The organism is uncultured Roseobacter sp. (assembly GCF_947499265.1).
Lineage (GTDB): Bacteria > Pseudomonadota > Alphaproteobacteria > Rhodobacterales > Rhodobacteraceae > Roseobacter.
On record NZ_CANMNK010000001.1, the window covers coordinates 37,656 to 62,223 of the forward strand.

At 61.2% G+C, this 24,568-nt stretch carries 22 protein-coding genes; 1 reads left to right on the forward strand and 21 read right to left on the reverse strand.

Annotated features, from left to right (window positions below):
• Positions 1-7: 7 nt before the first annotated feature.
• Entirely contained in the window at positions 8-472 is a 465-nt protein-coding gene (locus tag Q1A63_RS00180) for a universal stress protein (RefSeq protein WP_298968256.1), read from the reverse strand.
• Between the two features lie 250 nt (positions 473-722).
• Between Q1A63_RS00180 and Q1A63_RS00185 the strand changes: the two genes are divergently transcribed.
• Positions 723-1,418, forward strand: coding sequence for a helix-turn-helix domain-containing protein (locus Q1A63_RS00185; protein ID WP_298968258.1), 696 nt, complete (start codon positions 723-725; stop codon positions 1,416-1,418).
• A gap of 76 nt (positions 1,419-1,494) precedes the next feature.
• On the opposite strand, the gene Q1A63_RS00190 is transcribed toward Q1A63_RS00185, so the two are convergent.
• The 20 genes from Q1A63_RS00190 to Q1A63_RS00285 form a co-directional block, all read right to left on the reverse strand.
• Entirely contained in the window at positions 1,495-3,102 is a 1,608-nt protein-coding gene (locus Q1A63_RS00190; protein ID WP_299630249.1) for an isochorismatase family protein, read from the reverse strand.
• An 81-nt stretch (positions 3,103-3,183) separates the two neighbouring features.
• On the reverse strand, positions 3,184-4,032 hold the full coding sequence (locus Q1A63_RS00195) for an N-acyl homoserine lactonase family protein (RefSeq protein ID WP_298968263.1): 849 nt from the start codon (positions 4,030-4,032) through the stop codon (positions 3,184-3,186).
• A gap of 21 nt (positions 4,033-4,053) precedes the next feature.
• Complete coding sequence (locus tag Q1A63_RS00200) at positions 4,054-4,929, reverse strand: amidohydrolase family protein (RefSeq protein ID WP_298968265.1); 876 nt, start codon at positions 4,927-4,929, stop codon at positions 4,054-4,056.
• A complete protein-coding gene (locus Q1A63_RS00205) occupies positions 4,929-6,023 on the reverse strand; it encodes a VWA domain-containing protein (protein ID WP_298968267.1) in 1,095 nt (364 codons plus the stop codon). The genes Q1A63_RS00200 and Q1A63_RS00205 overlap by 1 nt, the downstream gene beginning before the upstream one ends.
• Positions 6,020-6,901: a MoxR family ATPase gene (locus Q1A63_RS00210; protein ID WP_298968268.1), complete on the reverse strand. Its 882-nt coding sequence runs from the start codon at positions 6,899-6,901 to the stop codon at positions 6,020-6,022. Before Q1A63_RS00210 ends, Q1A63_RS00205 begins: the two co-directional genes overlap by 4 nt.
• 2 nt (positions 6,902-6,903) lie before the next feature.
• The gene (locus Q1A63_RS00215) at positions 6,904-7,926 is read right to left on the reverse strand and encodes a molybdopterin cofactor-binding domain-containing protein (protein WP_298968270.1); all 1,023 of its coding nucleotides are present in this window, start codon (positions 7,924-7,926) and stop codon (positions 6,904-6,906) included.
• Between the two features lies 1 nt (position 7,927).
• A complete protein-coding gene (locus Q1A63_RS00220; RefSeq protein ID WP_299630252.1) occupies positions 7,928-9,724 on the reverse strand; it encodes a molybdopterin cofactor-binding domain-containing protein in 1,797 nt (598 codons plus the stop codon).
• A complete protein-coding gene (locus Q1A63_RS00225) occupies positions 9,724-10,224 on the reverse strand; it encodes a (2Fe-2S)-binding protein (protein WP_298968274.1) in 501 nt (166 codons plus the stop codon). The genes Q1A63_RS00220 and Q1A63_RS00225 overlap by 1 nt, the downstream gene beginning before the upstream one ends.
• Positions 10,224-11,003 carry an FAD binding domain-containing protein gene (locus Q1A63_RS00230; RefSeq protein ID WP_298968276.1) on the reverse strand — a complete coding sequence of 260 codons (780 nt, stop codon included), beginning with the start codon at positions 11,001-11,003 and terminating at the stop codon, positions 10,224-10,226. Before Q1A63_RS00230 ends, Q1A63_RS00225 begins: the two co-directional genes overlap by 1 nt.
• Positions 11,004-11,447: an SRPBCC family protein gene (locus Q1A63_RS00235; RefSeq protein WP_298968278.1), complete on the reverse strand. Its 444-nt coding sequence runs from the start codon at positions 11,445-11,447 to the stop codon at positions 11,004-11,006.
• Positions 11,448-11,450: 3 nt separating this feature from the next.
• Positions 11,451-11,888, reverse strand: coding sequence for an SRPBCC family protein (locus Q1A63_RS00240; RefSeq protein WP_298968279.1), 438 nt, complete (start codon positions 11,886-11,888; stop codon positions 11,451-11,453).
• Positions 11,888-15,064, reverse strand: coding sequence for a flotillin family protein (locus tag Q1A63_RS00245; protein WP_299630255.1), 3,177 nt, complete (start codon positions 15,062-15,064; stop codon positions 11,888-11,890). Before Q1A63_RS00245 ends, Q1A63_RS00240 begins: the two co-directional genes overlap by 1 nt.
• 24 nt (positions 15,065-15,088) lie before the next feature.
• Positions 15,089-15,913 (reverse strand): phosphoenolpyruvate hydrolase family protein, encoded by an 825-nt coding sequence (locus Q1A63_RS00250; protein WP_299630257.1) that lies wholly within the window; start codon positions 15,911-15,913, stop codon positions 15,089-15,091.
• Between the two features lie 5 nt (positions 15,914-15,918).
• Positions 15,919-18,057 (reverse strand): ABC transporter permease, encoded by a 2,139-nt coding sequence (locus Q1A63_RS00255; RefSeq protein WP_299630259.1) that lies wholly within the window; start codon positions 18,055-18,057, stop codon positions 15,919-15,921.
• Positions 18,050-18,847 carry an ABC transporter ATP-binding protein gene (locus Q1A63_RS00260; protein ID WP_298968283.1) on the reverse strand — a complete coding sequence of 266 codons (798 nt, stop codon included), beginning with the start codon at positions 18,845-18,847 and terminating at the stop codon, positions 18,050-18,052. The genes Q1A63_RS00255 and Q1A63_RS00260 overlap by 8 nt, the downstream gene beginning before the upstream one ends.
• Complete coding sequence (locus tag Q1A63_RS00265; protein ID WP_298968284.1) at positions 18,844-19,914, reverse strand: branched-chain amino acid ABC transporter permease; 1,071 nt, start codon at positions 19,912-19,914, stop codon at positions 18,844-18,846. The genes Q1A63_RS00260 and Q1A63_RS00265 overlap by 4 nt, the downstream gene beginning before the upstream one ends.
• A gap of 4 nt (positions 19,915-19,918) precedes the next feature.
• Positions 19,919-20,932, reverse strand: a complete 1,014-nt coding sequence (locus tag Q1A63_RS00270) for a branched-chain amino acid ABC transporter permease (RefSeq protein ID WP_299400715.1) — start codon at positions 20,930-20,932, stop codon at positions 19,919-19,921.
• A 128-nt stretch (positions 20,933-21,060) separates the two neighbouring features.
• Positions 21,061-21,903 (reverse strand): AraC family transcriptional regulator, encoded by an 843-nt coding sequence (locus Q1A63_RS00275; protein WP_299500855.1) that lies wholly within the window; start codon positions 21,901-21,903, stop codon positions 21,061-21,063.
• Between the two features lie 174 nt (positions 21,904-22,077).
• Complete coding sequence (locus Q1A63_RS00280; protein ID WP_299630263.1) at positions 22,078-23,508, reverse strand: aldehyde dehydrogenase family protein; 1,431 nt, start codon at positions 23,506-23,508, stop codon at positions 22,078-22,080.
• 8 nt (positions 23,509-23,516) lie between these two features.
• Entirely contained in the window at positions 23,517-24,542 is a 1,026-nt protein-coding gene (locus Q1A63_RS00285) for an iron-containing alcohol dehydrogenase (protein WP_298968288.1), read from the reverse strand.
• Between the last annotated feature and the right edge of the window lie 26 nt (positions 24,543-24,568).

Below are 24,568 nucleotides of genomic sequence, written 5' to 3' on the forward strand. Positions count from 1 at the left end.
TGAGTGGTCACTCGGCCCCGGTTGGAATGATCAGCAGCGGGCATTGCGCCCGGCGGGCCAGAAAGGCCGAGACTGACCCGAAGGTCATGTGATCGAACTCCTCCACCAGCGCGTCGAGCCTGCGGGTGATGAAATTCCCATCCGGCTTGTGGCTGTGGCGCGCCATGACCAGCAGGTCAGGCTTGCGCTCATCGGTGGCGCGCAGGATCATCTTGCGGGCGTCGCCCTCGGCCATCAGCACCTGTGTTGGAAAGCCCGCCGCTGACAGCTCCGCCGCCGCGCTTTCGGCGCCGGCTTTCTGGTCGGCGAACTGTTCTTTGAACATCTCGTCGGCACCTGCCGTGGTGCTGCCAACCTCCTCGATCACTGAAATCAGGGTGAGGTTGGGGTGGGCGGCGGCAAACATCTCCTTGACCACTTCAAGCGTGATCCTTGCATTCCGCGAATGGTCGTATGCGATCATCACGTCCATATCAGTCCTCCTTGGTCCTTTGCCGCATCGCGTGCGGACGGTTGGCTTACAGAGGCCCGTTTTTGGGGTGTCGACGACTTGATTCAGATCAACTGAATCAAATTCCTGTTTGAAATAAATGTGTTAACCAAATTCTTCATGGTTGCCGGAAGCGAAGGTCAAATTCAGGCACCCAATCTTCAGGAGCTGCGTTTGACATTTATCAAATTTATCGACCACAATTGTTGCCTGATGCACGAGAGGGACTCCGATGCGCAAAAATGACCTGCCGGAGATTCGCTCACTCCCCCTGTTTGCGGAGATCAAGGACAATAGCTTCGAGGCGCTGATCCGGGGTGCTTATGTCCAGAATTTCCCGCCACGGGTCGAGTTGATCACCGAAGGTGATCATTCGGATTTTCTGCATGTCGTGATTGCCGGGAGCGTCGAGCTCTTTGGCACCTGGAACGGTCGCCAGACGACGATGGCGATTGTCCGTCCGATTTCGACCTTCATTCTGGCCGCAACGGTCAAAGATGCACCCTATCTGATGTCGGCGCGCACAATGGAAAAAAGCCGGTTGGTTCTGATCCCATCGATGGACGTGCGCGACGTGTTTGAGACAGACAGCGAATTCGCGCGCGCCGTCGTCACCGAATTGGCGCAATGCTACCGGGCCGTCATCAAAAACACCAAGGACCTGAAGCTGCGCACGTCGCTGGAACGGCTGGCCAACTACCTTTTACGCCAGCAAATCCGGACCGGGTCGAACGAGTTTGAGCTGAAAATGGAAAAACGCCGACTGGCATCCTTTCTCGGCATGACATCGGAAAACCTCAGCCGCGCGTTCAAAGGGCTGGAACCCTACGGGGTCGAAGTGTCAGGCAATCAGATTGCGATCAAGGATCTCGACGATCTCACCGGGTTCGCCAAGCCGGACAAGCTGATCGACAATTACGCGACATAAGCACCCGGGATCGTCTGTCCGACGCCAACCGGCCGCCGCTGCGCCTTCAGAATAGTGTTTCGCAGACCGCGTCCGATCAACTCAACGCAGCGATCACAGCATCCGCACGGGTCACCGTTGCCACATTTTGCATGGCGTAGTTGATCGATGCCCGATGCCAGTCCGCATTCATCGTTGAACAGGCGTCTTCGGGCACGATCATGCGGTATCCCTTGTCTGCTCCAGTGCGGGCGGTGTGCTCCACACTCATGTTTGTCCAACTGCCGGTGTTGATGATCGTGTCCCGCCCGCCGTGGGCAAGATAGGCATCGAGCCGCGAGGTTTCCCAGGCGCTCATGCTCATCTTCTCGACCACCAGATCACCCGCCTGCGGCTCAAGCCCCGATGCGGGTTCAACCCCCCAGGTGCCCCTGACAAGCGCATTGTGGTCTTTCAGACCACGTTGCAGCGCGGCATGCTGGCACAGATAGGGCGCGCCGGGTTCCAGCACCATCCAGACATGGATGATCATACCGCCCCGCGCGCGCAACGCATCCGCAAGACGCCGCGCATTTGTCACCACATTTTGGGTGCGCGCATGATCGGGCGAGCCGGTATCGGCAAATGCGCCGCCATCGATCATCACATCGTTCTGCAAATCCTGCAGGATCATGGCGGTGCGCGCGGGATCGATCCGAAAATCCAGACGGTCGTGCAGGAGGAGGTCATTGGTCATGGTAGCGTTTCCTTGAGAGGGCACAGCCGGGGCCTTCGGGCCGGGCGCGCGCGCCTGCATGAAAGGCTCTTCACGCCCGCGGGTTTTGGTATTGAGCGCGTAAAGCGACGTCGTGGCGCAAATATATAGGGTGGACCAGTCCGGCCCGCCCCAATGAAAATTGGCCACCAGCTCAGAGCAGAGGATTTTACCGATCAGCAGACCCTGAAAGGAATAGACCCAGATGCCACCCGGCGCGGTCACATAGAGATTGCCATCCTTGTCGGATTTCATCCCATCGGGCACCCCCGCCAGCGCGTCATCGACAATGCCGCCCGCGAAGACCCGGCCATTCACCAGACGGCCATCACCCGCAACATCAAACATCCGGACATTGGCCTGTTCGGTGTCATTGACCCACATCCACTTGCCACAGGGCGAAAAACACAGCCCGTTGGGCTGACCAAAAAGGCTGCGCTCGACCACCAACTGCGGTTCATCTCCCGGCGAGTGGTCCGGCGCAAGGCGGTACACCCCCTGAAATCCCTGCTGCAGCGGGCGGGGCACCCCAAAGTGCTCCATCCGCCCGTAAGTGGGATCGGTAAAATAGATGCTGCCATCAGCGCCCACGACGATGTCATTGGGGCTGTTGAGCTCCTTGCCTTCGAAATGGCTGCACAGCACCTCGCGCGTGCCATCGGGCCTGATGCGCACCACGGAGGAGGTGGCATGTTCGCAGATCAGCAGATTGAGATCAGCATCATAGGTCATGCCGTTGCCCTTGTTGGAGGGCCGCGCAATCTCGGTAATGCCCTGCCCAGGCACGTAGCGACGGCGCACATCCCCGGGCATGTCGGAGAAAATCAGCGATTGCTCAACCGGGTGCCAGAGCGGCCCTTCGGTAAAGACAAACCCGGTGCCCAGCGCCTGAAGCGGTTCGGCGACATCCACGATCTCGTGGAAACTGTCTGAAATGGCTTGATGCGTCATATCCGCCTCATTCCTCCGAGCAAGAGACCGCAGTTAGGACCGGCAGGAACCACCCCGCAGAGAACCAGACAACCGCAGTCATCAGACCGGGAACCAGGGCCGGTCCGGCAGGGTTTCCGTCGTCGGCCCCGGCACCTGCATCCCCAGGCGCCCCACCACGTTTTGACGCTCGATCTTGGCAGGTTTGTCGTGGATCGGCAGCAGGAAGGTATAGTTGTTCAGCAGCTTCTTGATCGCCGCCTTTTCTTCGCGCTTTGACTGCGAATGGTTGCCGGTCACGCGCGGCTCCATCCAGTTATTGGTGTAGACGTGGTTCACGATCTGATCGTTGAAATCATAGATCACGTCGCCACAAATACAGGCCAGCCCTTCAGCGGTTTCCACCACCACGTTCATCGACCCTTCGGTATGAGCGCCTGCGTGCTCGCACCAGACCCCGGGGATGATCTCCTCCGCCGTGGTGATGTCCAGATCAAGGAAACGGATCGCCTCGGGCTCATAAATCCGGTCCACCAGATGTTTGATATCAGGCTTGGGATACTGCGGAAACATGATGCCCGAGACGCTGAATTCCATCTCGCGCCGGTTCAGTACAACGGTGGTGTTCATCGGGAATTTATCGTCCTGGCCCGCGTGGTCGATGTGCAGATGGGTGTGCAGGATATAGCGGATATCACCGAGCTTCAGCCCATGTTTGGCCAGCTGCTGCTCCATCATGTTGTCATGAAATTGCAGCCCCCGCATACCCAGGCTCTCCATGATCGCATTGTCGCGGTAGCCGGTATCGACCAGCACCGGATATTCGCCCCCCGTAATCAGAAACCCATAGACCGGCACCCGCCGGGTGCGGCCGCATTCATGTCCCAGCACCAGAAAGCTGGTTTCAAGCTCAATGTCCCCATAGTCGAGAACGTGAATTTGCAAAGCCATGGTCTTACTCCCTTTTATCCGTCACAGCCGGTACACGCGGGCTGCGGTGTCGTTGAAAATCGCCGATCTCTTTTTCTTGGAGAGACCCTTGGTGGCATCTTGAAAGGCGTTAAAAAGCTCCAGATAACTGGTCCAAAGCTTCTCGATCGGGAAGTTGGAGCCGTAAAGGCAACGCTCCGCGCCAAAAATGGCTTCGGTATCGGTGATCATCTGGGTGATGAACTGACGGTCATTACGGTGAATGAACGTCCCGAAAGCCGAGAGTTTGCTCACCACATTCGGACAATCCGCGAGCCGTTTCATGCCATCGGACCAGAGCCTGTGCCCGGTCTCTGTCACGTCTTCCTTCATGCCCGCATGCTGCAGGATGAAGGTGACCTCCGGGCAGGCGCGCGCCAGCTCTGCGGCACCTTCCATCTGACTGGCAAAGACCTGCAGATCGAAGCTCCAGCCATAATCCGCCAGGCGCGCCACATTTGACTGCACAGTCGCGTTTCGACACAGATCCGGGTCCTCCGCAAAACGATAAAGTGGGTTTTCATGCCAATGAAACTGCTGCCGGATGCCCCGCATCAGCGGATATTTCTTCAGTCGGTCCAATTGGTCGCGCACGTCCTCGCCGGTGAAATCTGCGTACCCCACGATGCCGGAAATGGTGCCATGGGCGTCTGCCTGATCCTGCACCCAGGCGACCTCGTCTTCGTACCAGTTTGGCGCCCAATTGGCCTGAACATAGACGGTTCTGGTAATCCCGGTGCCCGCAAGATCGGCCAGAAATTCGCGGGGGGTATAGTCGCGCATGATGGCCTTGTAGGAGCCAAAGATGCGCGGCTGTTCCGGCCCCAAGAGCCAGGGCAGATCCTTCTGCAGCCAGATGTGATGGTGTGCGTCAATCATCAGAGCCTCGCCATGGTCAGAATGTGATCGGTTACCGCCGCGATGCTGTCGCCATCTCCCAGACGGTCGAGCACCGGCAGAATGGCAGACAGCCCTTCGGTCTGCGGTGAATAGGCCGGGTCAGCGGCCAGCGGTGTCAGCCAGTCGAGCCGCCAAGCACTGCGCGCCAAGCGCCGGGCGGCCTCAATCATCGCGGCGGGATCGCCCCGTTCCAGCCCGTCAGACAAAACAACCACCGCTGCGCCCCGGGCAAACCCGGCGTATCGCGGCACCGACAGGAATGCCGACAACGCATCGCCAATCCGCGTGCCGCCGTCAAAATCGGCGATGGCTTCACCTGCCAGTGCCAGCGCCTGCGCCGGATCGCCGGGTTTCAGCGCCTGCGTGATCCGGGTCAGCCGGGTGCCCAGCGTGAACACCTCGGCGCTATCTGCCGCCTGAACCACCGCGTGGGCCAACCGCATCATGTCTTCGGAGCGCGCCTTCATCGACCCCGAGACGTCGATCAACACCACCACCCGCCGCTGCCGTGTCTTTCGCCGGGTTTGCAAAAGCTGGATCACCTCACCGTCGCGCTTGGCCGCCTCCCGCAGGGTGCGGCGCATGTCGATCCGGTCACCACGTTTGGCGCGGCGCCGCCGATAGCTCAGCCGTCGCGGCAAAGCCCCCGCAGCCTCGCGCATCAGGCGCTGCACGGCGGCGGCATTGCCTTGGGTCAGGTCCCGCTGGCTCAGCCGCTCCGCTGTCGTGGGCTCCGCCCCGACGGGGCTGTCATCCCTGTCCGCCTCAACCTCTGTACGCGCAGATGTGGGCTCATAGGCTTCGAGCGCATCGTCCTCATCACCTTCCGCCGGAGCCTGGATGACCTGATCCAGAAAAACGGCACGGAAAAGCGCGTCATATTCAGCAACGCGCTCTGGCGGGATCGCGAAGATCGCGCGGCCCGAGCGGTAGATATCCATCATATCGCGTGGCCCCAACAGCCCCACAGAAGCAATGAAATCGATGCTCTGATCGGGCGACACCGGATGGCCAGCGCCGCGCAACACCTGCGAAAACCGCAAGAACGGATCAAGGGCGCGAGGCGCACTCATGCAGCCTCGCCCGGCAAGACCGACGACAGCCGGTCCGCCATATAGGTCAGGTCATCATGGTCCTTCAGCGCCACCCCGATGGAGCGTTTAAACGCTTCGGGCCACCGCACGCCTTGCGCATTCAGCAGGGTCGCAGCTTCCGCCCATTCCACCGTTTCCGCCACGCCAGGTGGCTTGGCCAGGGGTTCTGCACGCAGATGGCCGACGCTGGCCACAACCGCGCGGGCCGTAGCCTCCGCCACGGTGCTGGCACGGGTGATGACAATCTGCGCTTCCAGGGCTGCATCGGGATAGTCGATCCAGTGGTAGACACAGCGCCGCCTCAGGGCTTCATGCAGGTCGCGGGTCCGATTCGAGGTCAAGACAACCACCGGCGCTTGCACAGCCCGCACGGTCCCGGTCTCCGGTATGGAAATCGTGAAATCCGACAGGAATTCCAGCAGCAAGGCTTCAAATTCATGATCCGAACGGTCAATCTCGTCGATCAGCAGCAGCGATCTTGCCGGGTTGCGCAGCACCGCCAGCAAGGGCCGTTCCAACAGAAAATCCTCTGCATAGAGGTTGACGAAATCGTCGCCTGCCTGACGGATCGCTAGCATCTGGCGCGGGTAGTTCCACTCATAAAGCGCCGCCGCCGCATCGATCCCCTCAAAACATTGCAAACGCACCACATTGCGCCCCAGCACACCACCAAGCGCCTTGGCAGCCTCGGTTTTACCCACGCCTGGCGCGCCTTCGAGCAGCAGGGGTTTGCCAAGCGCCAGCGACAGGTAGGCCGCAGTCGCCAAGGCGTCATCCGCCAGATATTGCGCGTCCACCAGCGCCTTTTGCAGCCCTGCGGGATCACCGATCCCGGCAATATTTGGCGTGACCGCCATCCTTAGCGGGCTCCCTGCGGGCGGGCGCCGCCATTGGCCCGGATGCCTTTGAGCACCTTTTCCGGCGTGATCGGCAGCTGATCGCAACGTACGCCCACAGCGTTGTAGACCGCATTGGCCACCGCAGGCAGCACCGGGTTCGCACACATTTCACCCGGTCCCTTGCCGCCAAAGGGGGCATCCTCCGCAGGCCGCTCCAGTACGGCGATATGATGCGGCGTGATCTGCCCGGGACCGGGTTGCAGGTAGGTGTTGAAGTCCTCCGGCCCGTGGTCGCGCCGCGGATAATAGGGTTCGGTCGTTTCATAAAGCGCATGGGAGACCCCCATCCACGCCCCACCGATCAATTGTTGCTCCACCAATTTCGGGTTGAGCGCACGACCAACTTCATAAGCGGAGTTGATCTCTGTGACTTCCACCTCCCCGGTTTCATCATCCACCTCCAGATCGATCACCAAAGCCGCGTGGGCAAAACAGGTCACCGGGGTCATATCGCCGGTTTCCGGATCCGCTTCGCTCGGCGGCACGAGGAAAATACCCCGTCCCGACAGCGTGCGGCCCTGTTTGAATTGCGCCGCAATGGCGGTTTCAGCCACGGTGATGGACCGCCCCGGCGCACCTTTGACGTGGATATTGCCCGCGCCATCGGTGTCGAGATCGCTGGCGTTGACCTCCAGTTCTTCGGCGGCGGCCTCCATCATTTGTTTGCGCGCCTCGGCAGCGGCGCGGATTACCGCATTACCGACACGGTGTGTGCCGCGGGAGGCGAACGACCCCATGCAATGGGGGCCGGTGTCACTGTCCGCAGTGTCGACATAGACATCCTCTACCGGCACCCCAAGCGTCTCGGATGCGATCTGGCGGGTCACGGATTTCATCCCCTGCCCCAGATCGATCGAGCTGAGTGCCACCATGAATTTCCCATCCGGCGTGGAATGCACAAGCGCCTGCGACGGGTCCCCTCCGAGGTTCATCCCGATGGGGTAGTTGATGCAGGCAAAGCCGCGCCCTTTGTGAATGGTCATCTCAACGTCTCCTGAAGCCGGAGGTGAAGGGGGAGGACCCAGGCCGCCGCACCCCGCGCGAGAATTTCTCCGCCGGAGCGTAAGGGGCTGGGCTGGCGGGTGGTGTTGGCTCGGCGGGCGCAACCGGTTGCGGTGGCGCAGGTTGCGCGGATGGGCCAGCCGCCGGTGGGGCGGCTTGCGGCGCTACGGGGGCCGCTGCCGATGTGGTCGCGCCCATCTTGTGCCCGATCCGGTCGGCATCGATCTGCATGTCGGGGTTTTGAACCGGTGCCCCGGCGACCGCTTCCCGGTGGGTGCCCGCCGCGACACGCCCCGTAGGTGTCTTGCTGGGCGATGTATCCGCGACACGGCCCTGACGTCGCTCCCCGATCCTTCCGTCCTCATCAACGCTGGTTTCTGGAATGGCCACGCGCTCCGGCGTGCCACCACCGACCCGCGACGACTGCGCCGCAGCATCCGCCGATATGGGCCAGCTTGCCTTGCCAGCCGCCACCTGACAGCACTCGATCAACGCCGTGTTCTTGGCTTTGCGCCGGTGCGCTTTCATATCCCCATCGCGGTACGCATTGAGGATGCGCAGCTCCACCGGGTTCATGCCCACGGCCTCCGCGACGCGGTCCATATGGCATTCAATGGAGAAATCCACCGCCGTGATCCCAAAGCCGCGCATCGCCGTCGCAGGTGTCCGATTGGTGATGCAGCAGTAAACGTTCGAAGCCACATTTGGGATCGCATAAGGGCCCGGCAGGTGCCCGGTGGCCTTAATGATCGCATAGGGGGACAGCCGCATGTAGGCACCGCTGTCAAAGAAACCGGTGAACTCCCGCGCGACGATGCGCCCATCCGCCATCACCCCGTCCTTGATCCGCCAGCGTTCACCCCCCCGCGGCGCACCCACCTGCATTTCCTCATAGCGGTCCCAGGCAAATTTCACCGGTTTGCCGGTGACCATCGCGCCCAGAACCGCCGTTGGCTCCACAATTGAATCGACCTTGCCGCCAAAGCCACCTCCCGCGGTGCCCCCGATGAAATGCAACCGCGATGAGGCGATACCCAGCAGCTTTGCCGTGGTCCCCAGTGAAAAGAACAACGCCTGCGTATTTGTGTGGCAGACAAACCGGTCATTGGTCTCCGGCGCTGCAATTGCCCCGCAGGTTTCAATCGGCGCCTGCTCAATGGGGGACATCTGATATTCCGCCTCAATGATGTGATCGGCTTTGGCAAAGCCCGCATTCACATCGCCAAAGCGCAGCTTTTGGTGATCGTATTTCTGGTGATAGTCGAAGGTGTTGTTGGGGTAGATGTCGTTGATCACGGGCGCGCCGGGGGCAATCGCCTCTTCCACATCCAGCACATGCGGCAGCACGCTATAGTCAACGCGCACCTTGGCCACTGCGTCGCGCGCCTGACGTTCGGTATCGGCGATGACCCAGGCCACCGTCTCGCCCAGATAACGCACCTTGTCATCGGCGCAGAGCGGTTCGTCATCCCGGCCGAAGTTGATCAGTGACAGCAGCGTGTTGAGGTTATGCGGCACATCCTTGGCGGTCAGCACCCTGCGCACGCCGGGCATTGTTTCCGCCGCCGCGGTGTCGATAGATCGGATTTCCGCATGGTGATGCGGCGACCGGACGGCGCGCATGTGCAGCAGCCCGTCAAAGAGATGGTCGTCGTAATAGGGCGTGCGCCCGGTGACATGGCCCAGAATATCCTGCCGGATCGTCGGCTTGCCAATCTCTTTCAGATTGTCGTCACGCTCGTCGGCGAAGAGGTCTTTGCGAAACTCGATGGAGGACATCAGAGCGCCCCCTGTTGCAGCGCAGGCTGTCCGCGCATCTGAGCAGCGGCGCTCAGAATGGCGTCCACGATGGGCTCGTAGCCCGTGCAGCGGCACAGATTGCCGGAGATGGCCTCGATCACCTCGTCGCGGGTCGGGTTTGCATTGTGATCCAGCAGGGCCTTGGCCGCCATCAGCATCCCGCTGGTGCAGAACCCGCATTGCGCTGCAAACCCATCGATGAAGGCGCGTTGCAAGGGGTGCAGCGCGGGGCCATCCGCTAGACCGCCCGCTGTGTCCACCCGTCTGCCCTGCACGGTTTCGGCCAATGTCAGGCAAGACAGATGCGGCACCCCATCGATCAAAACGGTACAGGCGCCACAGGTCCCCTGGGCGCAGCCTTGTTTAGGGGTCAGATCCCCTGCCCCGCGCCGCAGCACGTCCACCAGTGACGCCCCCGGGTCAACGAAAAGGGCAGCCTCCGTATCATTCAGCGTGAACGTCACAGGTGTCTTGGCCATCAGGAATGCCCTCCACTTTCCAGCATCCGGCGCAGGTGGACCGGTGCCACCTCCGCCCGGTACCAGGCTGACGCCAGCGCGTCGTCCGTCGGAGACAACCCTTCGGTACACACAGCGCAGGCCGCCGCGATCGATGCCTCCGAGACACCGCCCCCCAACGCCCGTTCCGCCGCATGCGCCCGCATCGGTGCCGCGGCCATATTGCCAAAGACCACGCGAGGCTCGCCGCCACGTATCAAGGCCGCGAGGGTGATGACGGCGACGCCCTTTGGCTTCACCCGCGACACTTTGCGATAGTAAAACGCCCCCGGTTGCGGGCGCTGCAGGCTCACGGCTTCGACCAGGCCACGCATATGCTTTCGGTCGGCCAGAAAGCGCTCCATAGGATGTGTCTGCCCACCTGCCATGATCACCTGCGCGTCCAGCGCCAGCAAGGCCGCCGCCATGTCGCCATAGGGGTTTTCCGCGAAAAGATTGCCACCCACGGTCGCCATGTTGCGGATCGCCGGGCCGCCAATCTGCCCTGCGACTGGATGCAGAAAACTCAACTCCGCATGCGCGAGAATATCCGCCATGGTGGTGCCCGCTCCGATCCGCAGACCCTGCACATCATTGCCGATCCCTCGTTCCGGACGGGCCGCGCGCACGATGCGGTGAAAGCCCTGATCGCCATAGTTCACCTGCCGCATCACGATGGTGCCACCGCCCAGATACCGCGCGCCTTCACCCAGCCCGGCGGCGGCCTCGGCCACTGTCTGATAGGTCTCAACAGCTACCATCTATGCCTCCAATCCCATCTGGGCGCGGATCGCACCAAACCCCGCCTGATAAATCCCAGACCCGACCAATTCGGTCATCTCGTCGCGCTCTTCCGGGCGGGTATCGAACTGCCCTTCCCACTGCCAATAGGTGTGATCCGCATCGGTGACCGGGATCAGCCGCACGTGGCTGACGTAGTTGAAAAGCGGCACTGGCGTGTCGAGCAGACAGTAGGAATAGGCCGCATCCGCATCCGACAAGGTCAGCAACTGCTCACGCAGTTCCGCGCCATCCTCAAGTTTGAACTTCCTGACACAACCCACCCTGTCGGAGGGCTGACCACGCTCGATCTGGCTTGTGGCAATCGCCGGGTGCCACTGATCGTGCCCATTGAAATCGCGCAGAATTTCCCACACCGCTTCAATCGGGGCAGGCAATATCGTGCTGCGTAGGACGCGGACCATCACTCAGCCTCCGAAATGCCGTTTGAGCGCGTCAAACCCGCCCTGAAACACGTTTGTGGCAATGCCGTTCTGCAAATCCGTCACGTTGCCGGGATCGCAGTCAAACTCCGCAGACCATTCGGCAAAACATCTGTCACCATCCGTGACCGGCGTCAGCCGCAGCGTCGCCATATAGTCCCAGAGCGGCATCGGCCCCTCGAGCATCGTGTAGCTGTAGAACAGGTCATAATCCGACAGGCCCACCAGCTGCTCGCGGATATTGTCACCGTTCTGCAAGTTAAAATTGCGGATACAACCGACCTTGTCGCCGGGCAGCGCGTCCTCGATCCGGCTATCGCGGATCCTGGGATGCCATTTTGGCAGCCCGTTGAAGTCACGGACCCGCTCCCAAACCGCGGCAGCCTCTGCGTTGATCACGGAGGAGACAAATACCCGCGCCATCATTTGCTCCCTTTGGGTGTGCTGTTTTTGGCCGCCTGGGCCCGCGCGATTTCTGATTGGGCGCGGGTCATGTCACTGGCGTTGCGGAAGATGTCGGATTTGGAAATATTCGCGCCATCAATCCCAATGTCGTTGAGCAGGCTGTCCACAAATGGCGCCTGTACCCGGTAGCGCAGGGCCGAATTCATCACCTCATCCGTCGGGCTGCCGCCATTGCCACCGGGGCCTCCTGCACCGCCCGTACCGCCGCCGCCCGCCCAATCGAGCCCCTGCGTGCCCGACCCGCCAAGCTGCATAATCTTGATATCGTTGATCTTCTCAAGCGGCTTGGCCGAGGCGGTGACGATACCTTCGACATGTTCCAGCATCTTGCGCTTGAACAGGGAATGGCGTGCTTCGTCGGTCAGCACGTTCTCTGCCTCGTTGATAAGTTTCGCCGCTTCGGCTTCGACGGCGGCGCGGATTTTATCGGCCTCGGCTGTGATGCGTTTGCGTTCGGCGTCGAGCTCGGCCGCCGTGACGCCCACGGTCTTGGCGCGATGTGCGATCTCCATCTCTTCGGTGGTTTTGGCTTTCTCGGCGGCCTCCACCGCACGTGCCCGGGCGTTTTCGGCCTCCACCGCCGCCGCACTTTCATCCAGCGATTTCTGATAGAGCGCGATGGCCTTTTCCATGCTGGCAACCTCGACGGTTTTCTCGCGTTCGATCTCCAGCTTGCGGCGCTCGGTCTGATGCCCGATCCGCGCGTCATCCAGCCCCCGCTCAGAAGCAATTTGCGCCCGCTCGACTTCCTCGCGGCTCGCGATCTCCGCTTCGCGCAGAACCTGCACCCGCGCGATTTCGAGCTGTTCGACCACTTTCTTGCGCTCCAGTTTCTTGGCATCCAGTTCCTGCTCGGCAAGGATCTTCTCGGCATCCACCGTCTTCTCCTTGGCCACACGGGCCGCATCGATGGCCTCGTCCGCGGCGATCTGTGCAACGTCCAGCGCCTTGTTCCGCGCAATCTCCAGATTGCGGATCCGTTCATCCCGCGCGATCTTCTCGGTGGTGGTTTCTGCCTCTTTCTCGATCCGTTGCTGGTCGACCAATCGACGGCTGGAAATTTCCGCGGCCTCGATGGCTTCCTGCTTCTCGATCTCGCGCGCCCGGATTTCGGCATCCCGTGCGATCTCTGCGGCACGGGTTTTAGAATCCTCGGCGATTTTCGCGGCCTTGACGGTCTCGGATGCCTTGGCATTTGCGAGATCAACGGCCTTGTTGCGCGATATCTCCCGTTCCCGCATGTCCTGCTCATAGGCAATGCGTTCTGCGGCGAGCTTCTTCTCCATGGCGATGCGCTTGGCCTCGACGGCCTCGGCCTTGGCGGTTTCAGCAAAGGCAACGGCTTCTTCGCGCGCCAGATCACGTTCCTTGGTGCGCTCTTCGGTCTCGATCCGCTCCACCGCCGTGCGGGCCTCGGTCGCAATGCGGGCTTTGTCCACGGCCTCGCGGGAGGCAATCGCGGCCTGATCCAGCGCCTCGTTACGGGCAATTTCCAGCGCCCGCACACGCTCCTCCTGTGCGATACGCTCCTTTTCCGTCTCCTCGGAGGCCGCAATCTCCAACACGCGCACCGCCTTATCCGACGCGATGCGCTCTGCTGACAAAACCTTTTCCCGCGCGATCCGCGCCCCCTCAATGGCCTGATCCGCGGCAATCTGTGCTGCATCCAGCACCTCGCGCCGCTTGATTTCCAACTCCTTGGTTTCCCTGTCAGAGCTGATGCGCTCCGCACTCACGGTTTTTTCCTGCGCGATCCGCAACTTATCCGCGGCCTCGCGCGCTGCGATCTCTGCCTCTTCGACCGCCAGATTGCGCGCAATCTCACGCTCCCGCGTTTCCCGCTCCAGGCCGATCCGGGCCTCGGTCACCGCATTTTCCTGCGCAATCCTGGCCTTCTCGATCACCTCACGCGCCGCGATCTCTGCTGCATCAACGGTCCGCTTGCGTTCAATTTCCTGCGACTGGGTTTCGCGATCCTTGGCGATGCGCGCCTCGGTCAGCGCCTTTTCCTGTGCAATACGCGCCTTCTCCACGGCTTCCTTGGCCGCGATATCCGCGCTTTCAGTATCTTTGGTGGTCTTGATCCGCGTCTCGGTCAGCACCTTCTCCTGCGAGATACGGGCCTTTTCAATCGTCTCGCGCGTGGCAATCTCTGCCGCGTCGATCACCTGCTGGCGTTCGATTTCCTGCTGCCGGATGGTACGTTCCGAGGCGATGCGCGCCTGTGCAATCTGTTCATCATTGGCGATGCGGGCGGTTTCAATCGCTTCCCGGCTCAGCAGGGTCGCCTGCTCCGCTTCCTTCTCCCGCTCTGACCGCTCTCGTGCCAGTTCGGCACGCTGCTGCGCGCGGCGAAATTCGATTTCACGTTCCTGTTCCAGCCGCGCGGTTTCGCTTTCGCGCTCGATGTTCAGACTTTCCTTTTCCGCCTCTAGGTTCCGCGTGCGGATTTTCAGCATCGTGTCCTGTTCGATGTCATTGCGCAGCTTGCGGCGCTCCTCGACCGCAGCAATAACACTGGTCAGACCTTCAGCATCGAACCGGTTCGATGGGTTGAAATACTCAATCTCCGTCTGATCGATGTCGAGGATCGCAACGCTTTCCAGCTCCAGCCCGTTCTTGTCGAGCCCCTCCTGCGCGGTCTCGATCACCAGCGCCACATAATCACCGCGCATCTCATGCAGCTCTTCCATGGTCATTTTTGACGCCGCCGTGCGCAGCGCGGAGACGAACTTGCCATTCAGCAACTGATGGATGCGCTCCGGCTCCAGCGTGCGTCGACCCAGCGTTGCCGCGGCCAGGGTGACCGCCTGTTTGGAATGGCCCACACGGACATAAAAGGACGCTTCGACATCGATCCGCATCCGGTCCTTGGTGATCAGCGCTTCGGCCTTTTGCCGCGCCACATGCAGGTCCATCGAATTCATATTGACCGGTGTGATGTCATGGATGATCGGCCAGACAAATGCGCCACCATCGATCACGACCTTCTCTCCCAGAAACCCGGTGCGCACGAAGGAGATTTCCTTGGTTGACCGTCGGTAGAGCCAGTTCATCACCCAGTAGAGGATGAACACCACGATCACGGCAGCAATCAGCCACAGGATCAATTGTCCAATCAGTTCACCGGTCATATCGGTTCCTCCTCTCGGGCCGTCTCAACGCCCGATCTCCTTGAATTTTCTGGTCTGTGCGGTCAGCGCCACCTCGGTCGGCAGACGTTCCATGGACGACGCGCCATAAAACCCGTGGCAATACCGTGTGTTTTTCAGGACAAAATCTGCATCCTCCGGCATGGCCACCGGGCCGCCGTGCACCAGCACAATGGCCTGCGGGTTCACCTCAAGCGCAGCTTTGGCCCAGGCATCGGTCAGCGCCGGGGCCTCGGCCAAGGTGCAGCCTGTCTCCGCCCCGATGGCACCACCTGTTGTCAGCCCCAGGTGCACCACGATGATGTCTGCCCCGGCCCCCGCCATGGCCCGGGCGTCCTCCTCGCTGAAAACATATGGCGTTGTCAGCAGGCCCTTTTCATGTGCCGCCGCGATCATGTCGACCTCCAGCTGATAAGACATGCCCGTTTCTTCCAGATTGGCGCGGAAATTACCGTCGATCAGGCCCACGGTCGGGAAGTTCTGCACCCCGCTGAAGCCTGCCTCTTTCACCTGGTCGAGAAATTTATCCATCAGCCGGAAAGGATCCGACGCACAAACGCCAGCCAGTACCGGTGTGTTGCTGACCACGGGCAACACTTCGCCCGCCATCTCCATCACCACGCCATTGGCATCCCCATAGGGCATCAGCCCCGCGAGCGAACCGCGCCCGGCCATACGGTAGCGTCCGGAATTATAGATCACGATCAGATCGATCCCACCGGCCTCTTCGCATTTGGCCGAGAGACCGGTACCGGCCCCCCCGCCGATGATCGGCTCTCCCGCATCACGCATGGCGCGGAATTTCTGCATCAGGTCATCACGGTCAAACATATGCGTCAGGCTCTCTTCTGGCTGGTCGGGCGGACGTGAAAAGACCGAAAGGTCTTGATCACCAGCTCCGCAAATTCCGGGTCATTGATGTTGTGGGGCACGCGCACCAATTGGCGGTTCGCGGTGGCGCGCACCGTAGCTTCGAGCGTGTTAAACAGCGCCTTGTTCGCGGTCGGGTCCCAAAACGGCATGCCCGGCGCGTCCAGTGCTGAAACACCACCCTCCGGCAGGAAAAAGCGCACAACCCCGTTCATGTCGTTCAGTTTTTCGCCAATGAAGCGGCCCATCTCGGCATTCTCTTCCGGCGTGGTGCGCATCAGGGTGATCTGCGGGTTGTGCTCGTAGAAAAGCCGTCCGCTGTACTGTTCCGGCACGGTATCCGGGGCGTTGAAATTGACCATATCGAGCGCACCACAGGCGCCGATGTAGGGGCGTCTGTCAGCAATCATCGCATTGAAACGCGTCTCATCCGCAGCAAAGACCCCACCTGCCACCATGTCGCAAATCTCGGTGGTTGTCAGATCAATCACCGCTTCAAGCTTGCCGGAAGAGAGGAGCTTTTCCATCGCCCGCCCACCGGTGCCGGTCGCATGGAACACAAGGCAATCGTAGTCGCCCTCCAACCGCGCCGTGACCTGCTGCACGCAAGGCGTCGTCACCCCGAACATGGTGAGGCCGATCGCAGGTTTGTCGGCGACCGGCTTTGCGATCTGGCGTGCCTTGGCCATCGCCGCCACAGCATGGGCGGCGTTGCCAAGCACGTCTCGGGTGATCGAATTGATCCCCTGAACATCCGCCACCGAATGCATCATCGTGATGTCGGACGGACCGACATATTGCGATGTGTTGCCACTGGCCACGGTGGAGACGATCATCTTGGGCACCCCCACGTGCGGCACCCGAAACCCCGGGGCAACCAGCGCTGTCCCGCCCGAACCTCCGGCGGCGATCAGACCGGCGATGTCACTGCGCTGACACACCCAACGCTCAAACGCGAGGGTCATGCCCGCCACGGCGGTGCCGCGATCCCCGGTGAAAACACCGGCTGTGCCCCGCGGATGCAAGCCCGCCACAGCGTTTGGCGGCACCTCGGCACCAGACGGTTTGCCCGAGGTGGACAGGTCCACCAGCGCCACGCGCACGCCCTGCTCTTTGATGATGTCCCGCATGAAGCGGAGCTCATCGCCCTTGGTATCGAGTGTACCGCAGACGTAGACAATGCCGGAACGACCCAGATCGGCGCGAGGCACCGTGACGTGCTGAGGGGGAGACGCATCAGCTGTCACGGTGCGCGCCGATTGTGCGATGACATGCACCGGCACAGGCGCTGTCCAGCGCGTCGGAACACGCGGATTGGACAAGTAAACTTTGGCAGCGAATGAACGCTCCGGCGTCTGCTGCGGCGGCGCCTCCACATCGTCGGGCGTTTCGTCATGAGCATGCCGTCCGACACCCAGCAGCGCCTGTTGCAGATCCCGGTCAGCGGCCAGCACACCGGCATCCATCACCCGGTTGACCTTACCGTTGACCATGATGGCCACATCCTCGGCCACGGTGGTGGCCACACCGATGTTCTGCTCAATCACCAGCACGTCGATGTCGCCCTCGCGCCCCAGCTGCACCAGCATCTCGGCCACCTGGTTCACAATCACCGGGGCGAGCCCTTCGGTGGGTTCATCCATCACCAGCAGCTTGGGGTTCAGCAAGAGCGCCCGGCTGATCGCAAGCATTTGCTGTTCGCCACCCGACAGTTGCGCGCCGCCGTTGCCTTTGCGTTCCGCCAACCGCGGGAATACCGAATAAATCCGGTCCGGTGTCCAGGGCCCGTTCTTTGTGGCCACCAGCCGCAAATGTTCGTCCACGGTCAGGGATTTCCAGAGCCGTCTCCCCTGGGGCACATATCCGATGCCGGACCGCGCAATTTCAGAAGGCCCCATGCCCGCGAGGCTTTGGCCGTTGAAACTGATCGTGCCGGACCGCACCGGCACCAGCCCCATGATCGCCTTGCACAGGGTTGTTTTCCCCATGCCATTGCGGCCCACCACCGAAAGCACCCCGTGATCAAGCGCAAGGTTCACCCCCTGCAGCGCATGGGACTGGCCGTAAAAGACGTTCAGGTCGCGGACATCGAGCGTGTTACTCATCCTCTGCGCCTCCCAGATACAGGGCCTGCACTTCTGCGTCGTCTTCGATCTCGGCTGGTTTGCCTTCCTTGAAGATGCGCCCGTTGTGCATCATCGTGACCATGTCCGAGACACGCAGGGCGACATCCATGTCATGTTCGATGATGATGTAGCCGACATGGCCCGGCAGCCCGGTCAGAATGCGGATCAGTTCAGCCCGCTCGGTCGGGGACAGGCCTGCGGCAGGCTCGTCAAACAGAATGAACCGCGGCGCGCCAGAGAGCGCCATGGCAATCTCCAGCTGGCGCTGCTGACCGTAGCTGAGATCACTCACGGAGGTCGCGCGCACGTCCGCAAGGTTTACGGTTTCAACCAACTCTTCGGCCGTCTGCATGAGCGCGTCGGATTTGCGGGGTCGTTTGAAGGAAAACCGCCCGCGCGACACACCCCGGCAGGCCAGATACACATTGTCCAGCACGCTGAGACCATTGAACAAAAGCGAAATCTGATAGGTGCGGCGCAACCCCCGGCGAATGCGTTCCTGCGCGGGAAAGACGGTGACGTCCTCCCCGAAAAACCGGATCGCGCCGGTGGTTGGCGCAAAGTCCCCGGTGATGCAGTTAAAGAGCGTTGTCTTGCCCGCCCCGTTTGATCCCAGAACGGCCCGCCGTTCGCCCGGGCGCACCATCATGTTGATCCCGCCCAAAGCTTCGAGCGCGCCAAATTTCTTGGAGACGTCGCGCAGCTCCAGCGCATAGCCTGCACCACCCTGCGTGGCGGTCGATCCGGTCAGTGTCGCCGCATCGCTCATAGCGGATCCTGCCCCCGACTCTCACCGGTCAGCGGGTCGCGGTTGCGCGCCGCCTTGAACTTCTCCCAAAGGCCCAAAACGCCATCCGGCGAGAAGAACACGATGATCAGAAAGCCCAGGCCGATCACCAGCTGAAACCGTTCACCCGCCAGCCCGAGATTGACCAGAAAATCCACCGCAAAGGTCTTGAGGATCACGTAGATAAACGCCCCGATGAAGGGCCCTATGGGATGACGCAGCCCACCGATCACCGCGATGATCAGGATATCAATCGCCGGGCCGATCCCCACGGTACCGGGTGAAATCTGGCTGGACTGCCAGGTGAGCAGTATGCCCCCAATCCCCGCCAGACAGCCCGCAAACGCATAGGCGGCGACCCGGTGTGCGGTGACATTGTAGCCAAGCGCCGCCATCCGGCGCGGATTGTCGCGCACCCCCTGCAAGGCCAATCCGAAAGGCGCCCGGCTGATGTAGAGCACAAGCGCGTAGGCGCCCACGGCGAAGAAGAGAGTGAGATAGTAAAAGGCATAAGGCCCGCGCCAGTCGACCCCAAAGAGCTGCGGCGGCAACACCGAATTGAATCCCTGAAATCCGTTGAAGAGGTCATAATTCTGCCGGGTGAAATAGAAAAACGCCGCCGCAATCGCCAGCGTGATCATGATGGTGTAGATGCCTTCGGTCCGCACGGCGAGCCAGCCCACCAGCGTCGCGAAGACCGTCGCCAGAAACAGCGCCAGCGGGATCGCGATCCACCACGGCCAGCCTTGAGAGATCGTTTCAATCGCGCTGTTGCCGAAAATGGCCATCATGTAGCCGGCAAAACCCGCAAAGGCCATCTGCGCCAGGCTCACCATGCCGCCATACCCCGCCAGGAACATCAGACTGAGCGATATGATCCCCAGGATGAACGTCCAGCCCATGATCTGGAACATCACGAAGGGGCTGACGAAGGCCGGGATCACCAGCAGGACGACCCCCATCACCCAGTAGCCGGGCGGCACACGCTCGACCCAAGCACGGTCTTGACGCAGGCGGCCTTGGGCCAGATCCGGGGTCAGGTCCACCACCCTCTCAGCCCTCCGATCCCATGAGACCCTGCGGCCGGAAGGCCAGCACCACGACCATGATCAGGAAGGTCAGCACCACCGCGTAGGTTGGGAAGTAGACCGAGCCAAACTGCTCTGCCAACCCGATCAGCAACGCCCCAAGGGCTGCCCCCGGAATGGAGCCCATCCCCCCCACGATCACCACCACAAGGGACGCCAGCAGGAACCGGATATCCTCCCCCGGTGCGACCGACTGGAAGGTGCCGCCCACCACACCGGCAATGCCCGCAAGCCCCGCGCCAAAGGCAAAGACGCCGACAAAGACGATCTGAATGCGGGCGCCGGTGGCCTGCAGCATGTCGCGGTCATCAACGCCCGCGCGGATCATCATGCCAATACGTGTGCGGTTCAGCGCCAGCCACATCGCGATGCCCAAAATCACCGCCGCGATGAAAATCACGATCCGCACCATGGGGTATTTCATGTACACCAGATCTCCGGAACGTTTTACGGTGGTGACAAAAAAGGTTTCCACCGGGCCGCTGAGCCAGGGTGGTGGGGAGATGTTGAAGAAATCACCGCCAAAGCCCCAGAGCATCAGGTCGGCGACCACAATCGAAATGCCGATGGTCACGAGGGTCTGGCGCAGATCCTCCCCCTCCATCCGTCGGAACACCAGCACCTGCAGCAGCACCCCGCAGAACCCCACGACGACGAAGGCCACCGGGAAGGCCAACAGCCAGTATCCGGTGATGTCTGCCGTGTGAAATCCGATGTAACCGCCCAGCAGGTAAAGTGTGCCGTGGGCCAGATTGACGTTGCGCATCAGTCCGAAAATCAGGGTGAACCCGCTGGCCACCAGAAAATAGAGCCCGCCGAGGGTAATGCCGTTAAAGAGCGCTGCCAGAAATACTTTTTTCTTGCCGATGACGTCGACCAGACCCTGCGGCCAGATCGCGAAAATCAGCCACAACAGGATCACAACCGCCAGCGCGATGAGCGCGGTCCAGACCGGGTGCGCATTGGCAAAACGCCTCATGACCCGGCCTTTATGGTCGGCGGCTGTTTCAAATCTGACCTCCCTGGTTCCCCTGTTCGGGAACTCCTTGTGAGATCAGCTTAGGACAAGGTCGCAGATGCGGGCGTACCCAATAGTCTGCTCCGTTTTCACATCATCGGAAAAGCGCCACTGGTCACATGCGCCACGCGCCGGTATTCCGAGGGCGCAATGCCAACATTGCTGGAAAAGAAGCGGGTAAAGCTGGCCTGGCTGGAGAATCCCAGATCAAAAGCAATATCAGTCACTGACTTTTCGGTCTGCAACAGTTCTTCGATCGCCCGTTCCGACCGCAGGGTGTTCATGTATACATTTGGCGTCACGCCCATGTATTGTTTGAACAGCTTGAAGAAATGTGGGCGTGACAGTCCAACCGAGCGCGCCATGCGCTCCATGTCCATGTCCTGACCCATCTTTTCCTGGATCAACCGCAACGACCGGCGCACCCGGAAATCGCTGAAGCGATCACAAGCGTGGCGCCGCAGCGATGCCACGTCATTGCGCCAGGACAGATCAAAGCTCGCGCGGGTCAGGCCAAACAGCAATTGGTCGAACCCGGTCTGATCCTCATCATCCAGCAACAGCGCCGTCAAACGGTTCACCAGACCGCTCATTTCATCGGTCAGTTTCAGATCGCTGCGCCCGAACTTCAGCGCAAACTCGGCTGAGGTGCTGTTTTCCAGAAACCACATCGGCTTGATATAGAGCACAAGGCAGATGTTGGGGCCTGCGTCCGTCACCTCAAAACCGTGCGGCTCCCAGGGGCTGATCGCAGCGGCCGTGCCGGGTGCGATTTTCACCACGTCGCCGCCCGTCGGCACATAGGCCGGGCTACCGTCCACGTGAAAGATCAGATGTCCTTCGCGGTGGGCATGGGTGATGATCGCTTTGTTCAAACTGTATAGTGCGGCCCGGCCGAACTCGCCGTGGCACACCGCAATTGCCTGACTCATCGCCTTGATCCTCCCAGTCAAAGCATCACGGTGGCGTCTGAAGCAGAAGTCCCGTGATCTGACCCATCGGGGCACAGATGCCAATGCCCTGACAAGTCTCCCGGACCAAAAATCAGACTTGACGTTATCCCGCGCGATTTTTGGATAAACCGGGTTTTTGGCGGAAATTGGCGGTCAGGGCCGCGTATAAGCTGTTTTCACAACCGTGAAAAACTCCGCGGCATAGCTGCCCTGTTCACGCGGGCCAAAGCTCGAAGATTTTCGCCCGCCGAAGGGTACATGATAGTCGACGCCCGCAGTCGGCAGATTGACCATCACCATACCAACTTCGGCTTTACGCTTGAAATCGCTGGCATATTTCAGGCTGGTGGTACAGATGCCACCGCTCAACCCGAAGTCGGTTGCATTCGCAACCGCAAGGGCTTCCTCATAGCTTTCCACCGCGATCAGCGAGGCAACAGGCCCGAAAACCTCCTCGCGGTTGATGCGCATATCGGGGTGCGTGTCGGTGATCAAAGCAGGCTGCAGGAAATACCCATTTGTCTGCAACTGGAGCGCATCGCCACCCGCACGCAAAACGCCCCCTTGATTGCGGGCAATCGCGATGTAGTCGAGATCCTGCGCCAATTGGGTCGAATCAACCACCGGCCCGATCTGGGTGGCCTCCTCCAGCGCCGGACCAACCTTCAGCCGCGCCATACGCTCCGCAAGCGCCGAAACAAAGCGGTCGTGAATGCCGCGCGTTACGATCAGACGGGACGAGGCGGTGCAGCGCTGCCCGGTCGAGAAGAACGCGCCATCAAGCGCGCATTCCACCGCGATATCCAGATCCGCATCATCGAGCACAACGAGTGGGTTTTTACCCCCCATTTCCAGCTGCACCCGGCGCATATGGGGCAGGCTCGCCTGGGCCACCCGCGCGCCGGTGGCCTGCGATCCGGTGAAGGTGATCGCATCGACCCGCGCGTCATCCAGCATGGATTGGCCGACCACAGCACCCGGCCCCATGACCAGATTAAGAACGCCGGGCGGCACACCTGCGCGGAGCAAGATATCCACCAGCGCCCAGGCACAGCCGGGCACCAGCTCGGCCGGTTTAAAGACAACCGTATTGCCATGACAGAGGGCGGGGGCGATTTTCCAGGCGGGGATGGCGATGGGGAAATTCCACGGCGTGATGATCCCGACCACGCCCACCGGCTCACGCGTGACCTCGACCTGCACCCCGGCCCGAACGGAATCCCGCAGCTCCCCGCGCTGGCGCAATGCTTCTCCTGCGAAGAACAGGAAGATGTGCCCGGCTCTTGTCACCTCCCCCCGTGCTTCTTTCAGGATCTTGCCTTCTTCGCGGGCCAGCAGGGTCGCCAGCTCTTCGGTCCGGGCCAATATCTCATCGCCCGCAGTGTGCAGAATATCATGACGCTGTTGCGGCGTGCTGTGTGACCATGCCGGAAAAGCCTCGGCTGCGGCTGCAATCGCGGTTTCCGTCTCCGCACGACCTGCCTGGGCATAGACCCCGATCACATCTGACGTATCCGAGGGGTTGATATTTTCCGCCCCATGCCCGGTTGTTTCCCAAAGGCCGTTGATCAAGTTTGGTTTCATCTCATGCCTCAATATACCGAGGAGAGGACATCGCGCGCGGTATCGAGGGTCAAGCCCGCCTTGCCCTGCGCCTGACTGGCCGCCTGATCCAGCGTCGATTGTGCGACGCCCATATCGGAAAGCCGGGCCGCCATCGGTGCCCGGGCCAATACTTCTGTCATCGCCTCATCCAGCCGCTGTGCGTCACGGCCCAGAACCTTGAGCAACATCTCGGCCCGTTCGCCGTTCACGCTGCTGCGGCGGATGATTTCCGGCAAAAGCAGCCGCGCCATATCCGGCACCTGCAGCCCGGCCTGTTCGTGTGCCAATGCATCCGCCAGCGTCAGTGCAGGCCCCACGCCCTTCTCCTGCGACAGAGAGGCGTTGAGGCTGGCGGCCATCATATCGCGGCGCAGATCGAGATCCTGCGCGCGTTGGCCCGCATCACCGATCCGCGGCAGCGTGCCCAATGACCGGCCAAGCCCGTCCAGCGCCATCCCATCCGCGGGCGGATTGAAGGATTGGGCGAGGTAAGATTCGACACAGCGCACCAGGCTCAGCACCGAACTGCGCCAGGACTGTCCGCAATCCGCATTCAACGTCAGGGTGGGGTCGCAGATCAGCACAGACGGCAAGCCCGCCCGCCAGCTTTCCAGATTGCGCGTGCAGGGGCCGGGCAAACCATCCACGCCGGGGATCGCATACATCGGCGTTCGGTGCCCCGTGGCCTGCGAAAGACCATATCGGCACTTGCGCGCCAGTTCGATCGCGCGAGCGGATCCGAACGCGATAAGGACATCCGGTGGCGTGCCTGTATCAATGGCGGTGCGCGACAGATGTCTGAGGTCACTGGCTGCATCGAAAACCATGCTCTGTACGGCAGTTTTATGGGGCAACCCCTCCTGCACACGGTAGGCGAAATCGCTCTCCAGCAGGTCATCGCCATAGATCAGCAAGGGCGCTTTGCAGCCCGCACGCTCCAGTTCGGAGTGCAAAGCTTCCTGCATCACGTCGTCCGCAAAATGCACGCGTGTCGGATAGGTGATGAGCGTCATAGCTCCCGCCCGTGTCGAAGTGAAAG